The 6,317-nt window shown below is 76.7% G+C and carries 1 protein-coding gene; it reads right to left on the bottom strand.

Translation table 11 applies throughout. The annotated features are described in order from the left end of the window. Nucleotides 1-6,317, bottom strand: a 6,317-nt coding sequence (locus J0670_RS26635; protein WP_207814218.1) for a non-ribosomal peptide synthetase, incomplete at both ends; no start/stop codon positions are given.

Genomic DNA, 6,317 nt, shown 5'->3' with positions numbered 1-6,317 from the left:
CGCAGCTCGGCGGCGGAGGGCGGCTCGGCTCCCCCGGCCGGCACCAGGTGGGCGACCAGCCGTTTGCGGCCCGCGTCCTCGCGCAGCGAGACGACGGCCTCGGCGACGGCCGGGTGGGCGGTGAGCCGGGCCTCGATCTCGGCGGGTTCGAGGCGGAAGCCGCGGAGCTTGACCTGGTCGTCCGCCCGGCCCACGAAGTGGAGTTCGCCGTCCTCGCTCCACCGGACGGTGTCGCCGGTGCGGTACATCCTCCCTCCTTGCCCGCCGCCGGGCCGGGGGTACCTCCCGGCCGCCAGGCTGGGGGCGAGGGGCCCACCCCCGGGCGGGCCGAAGGGATCGGCGAGGTAGCGGGCGGCGGTCGCCCCGGGCCGGCCGGCGTAGCCCCGGGCCACCCCGGCGCCGGCGATGTACAACTCACCGGTGATGCCTGGGGGTTGCGGCTGGAGCGCGCCGTCCAGGACGTACACCCGGGTGTCGTCCAGGGGGCGGCCGATCGGCAGGGTGGCGGGCAGCGGGTCGCCCGCGCGGAAGGCCCGGCGGGTGGCGAAGGTGGTGGTCTCGGTGGGGCCGTAGCCGTTGACCACGGTGAGGTCGGGGCAGGCCTCCAGGACCTTCCGGACGACCGCGCCCGGCACCGCCTCACCGCCGGTCCACACCTCCCGGGCGCCGCGCAGGCAGCCCGGGTCCTCCTGGGCGAGCAGCCGGAACAGGCCGGCGGTCAGCCACAGGCAGCGCACGCCCTGCTCGGTGACGGCGCGGCGGACGACGGCGGCGTCCAGGTCCCCGGGCGGGGCCAGCACGGCGGTGCCGCCGCGCAGGAGCGGCACCCACAGCTCGTAGGTGGCGGCGTCGAAGGCGTGCGGGGAGTGCACCAGGACCCGGTCGTGGCCGGTGAAGGCGCGGTCCAGGGCGAGCGCGGCGACGTCGCGCTGGCGCACGGCGACGCCCTTGGGGGTGCCGGTGGAGCCCGAGGTGAACATCAGGTACTGGACGTGGTCGGGGTGGACCTCGGGGGTGGCGGTGGGCTCCGGTTCGTCCAGGCCCGGTTCATCCAGGCCCGGTTCGTCCAGGTTCAACACCCGCTCGGCGGGCAGCAGTTCGCGGGCCGCCTCCGCCCGGTCGGCGTCGGTGAGCAGCAGCTCGGCACCGGCCTCGGCCAGCATCCGGCGCAGCCGTTCGTTCGGCGCCCGCCCGTCCAGCGGCACGTACACCCCGCCGGTGCGGACCAGGGCCAGCTGGGCGACGACCAGGGCGACGGAACGGTTCATCAGCACGCCGACCGAGCGCTCGGGCCTGACCCCTCGCGCGGCCAGCCGAACGGCCAGGGCGGCGGCCCGGGCGTCGAGTTCGCGGTAACTGAGGCGCTCGCCGCCGGCCTCCAGGGCGACGGCGTCGGGGGTGCGGCGCACCTGCTCGGCGAAGAGCTCGGCGACGCTGCGCCCGGGCCGGCCGACGGCGGTGTCGTTCCAGTCGACGAGGATCCGTCGGCGCTCCTCGGCGGTCAGCAGCGGCAGCCGCGCGGGCGGGCGCCCCGCCCCCTCGGGCAGGGCCGTGAGCGCCGCGGTGAGCTGCCCGGCCAGCCGCCGGACGGTGCGGGCGTCGAACAGCCGCGGGTCGTAGCAGAGCCGCAGGGCCAGCTCCGGGCCGGGCTGGGCGAGCAGGGCGAGCGGGTAGTTGGTGGTCTCGATCCCGTCCAGGTCGCGCAGCCGCAGGCCGTGGGCGGCGGCCGCGTCGGCGTCGACCGGGTAGTTCTCGAAGACCACGATGCTGTCGAACAGGGCCGTACGCTCCGGCAGTTCGGTGCAGGACCGCAGCCGGGTGAGCGGGAGGTGGCCGTGGCGCCGGTCCTCGCTCTGCTCGCGTTGCAGCGTACGGAGCCAGTCGAGCAGGGCGCCGTCGGCGGGCACCGCCGCCCGGGTGGGCAGGGTGGTGATGAACAGGCCGGTCATGGTCTCGACCCCGGGCAGCTCGGGCGGCCGCCCGGAGGAGGTGGTGCCGAACACCACCTCGCCCCGGTCCGCCTGGCGGGCCAGCAGGATCGCCCACGCGCCCTGGACCAGGGTGTTCAGGGTGAGGCCCGAGGTGCGGGCGAGCTCTTCGAGGGCCCGGGTCGCGGCGGCGGGCAGCGTGAACGGCACGGCCCGGGTGGACTCCGCGCGGTGGTCCTGGCGCGGCTCGCGGTCGTAGGGCAGCGGGGTCGCCTCGGCCAGTCCGGCCAGGCGGTCGCGCCAGTGCCGCTCCGCCTCCGCCGGGTCGCGCTCGCGCAGCCAGGCCACGTAGTCGCGGTAGGGGCGGCGCTCCGGCACGGTGCCGTACGGGACGCCGGCCTCCGGTCCCGAGCCGGTCAGGGCGGCGTGGGCGGCGAAGACGTCCGACAGCACCTGGAAGAGGCTCCAGCCGTCCAGGACGAGGTGGTGGAAGGACCACAGCACCCGCACCCGGTCGTCGGAGAGCCGGATCAGCGTCAGGCGCTGGAGCGGGGCCCGGCCCAGGTCGAGGCCGCGGGCCCGGTCGCGGTCCAGCAGGTCGGCGAGCCGGTCCCGGCGCTCGGGCTCCGGCACCTCGCGCCAGTCCAGGTGGGTGACGGGCACGGCGGCCCGGCGCCGCACCACCAGCAGCGGCTCGGGCACGTCCTGCCAGCGGACGTGGGCGCGCAGGACGGCGGTGCGGTCGGTCACCCACTGCCAGGCGGCGGCCAGCCGTTCGGGGTCGGGCACGCCCTCCAGGACGAAGTCCAGCTGCTGGAAGTAGGCGCCGCTGTCCTCCTCGGCGAGGCCGTGGAAGAGCATGCCGGACTGGGTCGGCGTCAGCGGCAGGACGTCCTCCACCGCGGCCGGGTCGTCACCGGTGATCCGGTCCACGGCGGCCTGGTCGAGCCGGGCCAGCGGGTAGTCGGACGGGGTGCGCCCGGCCGCGCCCGGCCGGGCCGCGTACCGCGCGAGGTCGGCCAGTTCCTCGGCGAACCGCCGGGCCAGCGCCTCGACGCTCTCGCGCCGGTGCACCGCCTCGGCGTGGAACCAGGTGAACTCCAGTGATTCGCCGTCGAGTCGGCCGACCACCTCCAGGGCGTGCGGGCGCTCGGCGCGCGGGTCGGCGTCCAGTTCCAGGCTGCGGAAGGTGCCCCGGTAGAGGCCGTCCGGGTCGTCCGGGAGGGCCATCCGGCCGAGGTAGTTGAAGCTGATCCGCGCGGCCGGGGCGGCGGGGGCCGTGCCGGGGCGGCCGAGGTAGCGCAGGGCGTCGAAGCCGAGGCCGCGCCGGGGGACGGCGCGCAGCTGCTCCTTGACCCGCTTGAGCACACCGCCCCAGTCGCCGTGGGCCGGGACGGACAGCGCGACGGGGTGCCGGGTGGTGAACCAGCCGACCGTACGGCTCAGGTCGAGGTCGGCGAAGAGCTCCTCCCGCCCGTGGCCCTCGACGTCCACCACGACCTGCTCCCGCCCGCTCGCCGCGCACAGGGCCCGGCCGAGGGCGCTGAGCAGCACGTCGTTGACCTGGGTGCGGTAGGTGTCGGGCAGGGTGCGCAGCAGGGCGGCGGTGTCGGCGGCGCTGAGCCGGACGGTCACCGCGCGGGCCGAGGCGTAGCTGCCGGCGCCCGCGAGCTCGGCCGGGAACGGCTCGGCGGCCTCGGTCGGCTCGGCGGCGGGCTCCCCGGCCTCGGTCCGCTCGGCGGCGGGCTCCTCGGGGAAGGCCCGGGCCCAGTACTCCGTCTCGTCCTCGAAGCCGCCCTCGGCCGCGTACGCGCCGAGGCGCTGGGCCCACTGCCGCAGTGGCGAGGACTTCGCCGGCAGCGCGCCCGCCCCGTCCCGGCCGTCGCGGCGGGCGCGGTAGGCCGTGTCGAGGTCCTCCAGCAGCACCCGCCAGGAAACCCCGTCGACCACCAGGTGGTGGACGGCCAGGTGCAGCACCGGCGGCAGTTCCGCTCCGCGCTCGTGCAGCACGGCGCGCAGCAGCGGCCCGGCGCTCAGGTCGAAGGGGCCGAAGTGGGGGGTGTCGCCGTCCGGGCCGGTGTGCCGGGCCAGGCGGAGCCGGGGCGCCCGGTCCTCGATCCGCCACCGCACCTCGGCGGAGCCCTCGTCGCCGTCGGAGCCGTCGGTGAAGGCCGAGCGCAGGGCGTCATGGTGGGCGAGCAGGTCGTTGAGGGCGTCCTCCAGGGCCGCCCGGTCCACGTCGCCGGGCAGCAGCAGGGAGAGCGCCTGGTTGAAGTGACCGGCACTTCCTGCCGACCGGTCGAACCACCAGCGCTGTATCGGGGTCAGCACCCCGGATCCGGTCGCCTGCACCGGGGCGGGCACGGCGGGCCGCTCGGCGTCGTCCGCGCACCGGGCCAGCGCGGCGACCGTCTGGTGCCGGTAGAGGTCCCGGGAGGTCACCGGCAGGCCCGCCTGCCGGGACCGGGCCACCACCTGGATGCCGAGGATGGAGTCCCCGCCGAGGTCGAAGAAGTTGTCGTCCGCGCCGACCCGCTCCAGCCGCAGCACCTCCGCCCAGATGGCGGCCAGTTCGCGTTCGGTGGGGGTGCGGGGGTCGACGTGGCGGACGGCGCGCCCGGCGGGCCCCGGATCGGGGAGCCGGCCGCGGTCGAGCTTGCCGTTGGGGTTGAGCGGCAGGGCGGGCAGCGGAACGACGGTCGAGGGGACGAGGTAGTCGGGCAGGGAGAGGCCGAGCGTCCGGCGCACCGCCTCGGGCTCCACCCGGGCGTCCGGGGCGGGCACCACGTAGCCGATCAGACGCCGGCCGCCGTCGCCCTCGATGACGGTGGCGGCCGCCTCCGCGACGCCCTCGCAGCGCCGCAGTGCCTCCTCGACCTCGCCCAGTTCGATCCGGAAGCCGCGGACCTTGACCTGGTGGTCGATCCGCCCGAGGTACTCCAGCTCGCCGTCGGCGTTCCAGCGCACCAGGTCCCCGGTGCGGTACATCCGCTCCCCCGGTACGCCGTACGGGTCGGCCACGAAGCGGGCCGAGGTCAGCCCGGGGCGGCCCAGGTAGCCGCGTGCCAGGCCGCCGCCACCGAGGTACAACTCGCCGACCACGCCCGGGGGTTGAGGGCGCAGCGCGTAGTCGAGGACGTAGGCCCTGGTGAGGGCCAGCGGTCGGCCGATCGGCGGGGCCTGCTCCGGCGGCCGGCCGTCGGCGTGCCAGGCCGTGGCGTACACGGTGGCCTCGGTGGGGCCGTAGATGTTGGCGATCGCGCTGTCGGGCAGGGCCCGCCGGAGGTCGCGCACCGCCTGGGCGGAGAGGGCCTCGCCGGCCAGGACGACGGTGTCCGGGACGACGGGGGCGGAACCGCCGGCGATCAGCCGGGAGATCGCCGAGGGCACGCCGCTGAGCAGTCCGACGCGTCGCGGGGCGGATTCCTCGGCCAGGGCGGGGAGGTCGGCGACCACCTCGACGCTGCCGCCCGCCAGCAGCGGGCAGAGCAGTTCGAAGACCGACACGTCGAAGTTGAGCGAGGTCGCGGCGAGCACGTGGTCCAGCCCGCCGGGGCCGAAGCGCTCCGCCGCCCACCGGGCGAGGGCGACGACGCTGCGGTGGGTGACCATGACGCCCTTGGGCCGGCCGGTCGAGCCGGAGGTGTAGATGACGTAGGCGGGGTGCTCCGGCAGCAGCGGCCCGAGCCGGTCGGCGTCGGTCAGGTCGGTACCGGTCGAATCTGCGGCGGCGTCGGTACCGTTCAGCTCCGCGCCGCAGTCCTCCAGCAGCAGCACCGGGCACCCCTCGGGCAGCGCGGCGGCGGTCTCCCGGGTGGCGAGGACCAGGGCGGGCCCGGCGTCGGCCAGCATGAAGCGGATCCGCTCGGCCGGGTACCCCGGGTCCACCGGCAGGTACGCCGCGCCCGACTTCAGCACCGCCCACAGCGCCGGGGGCAGGTCGGCGGTGCGCGGCAGGCAGAGCGCGACGAGCCGCTCCGGGCCGGCGCCGCGCGCCACCAGCAGCCGGGCCAGCCGGTTGGCGCGCCGGTTCAGTTCCGCGTAGTCCAGCCGGACCGGGCCGCAGAGCACGGCCGTCCGCTCGGGGCCGGCCGCCACCCGCTCCTCGAACAGCGCGGGCAGCACGGTGTCCGGGAGGTGCCGTCCGCCGTCGGCGGGCGGGTTCCAGGAGTCGAGCAGCGTGCGCTGCTCCTCCGCGGCCAGCATCGGCAGTTCTGCGAGGATGCGCTGCGGCCCGTCCGCCATCCCCGCGAGCAGGCGGTGCAGGTGGCGCGCCATCCGGGCCACCGTCCGCCCGTCGAACAGGTCGGTGTTGTACTCCACCGTCAGTGTGCAGCCGCCGGTGTCCTCCGGGGTGAACTCCAGCACCAGGTCGAAGCGGGCGGCGGG

Origin of the sequence: Streptomyces sp. FH025 (assembly GCF_017427025.1) — a bacterium.
Lineage (GTDB): Bacteria > Actinomycetota > Actinomycetes > Streptomycetales > Streptomycetaceae > Kitasatospora.
This window is presented reverse-complemented; position numbering and strand designations above follow the sequence as displayed.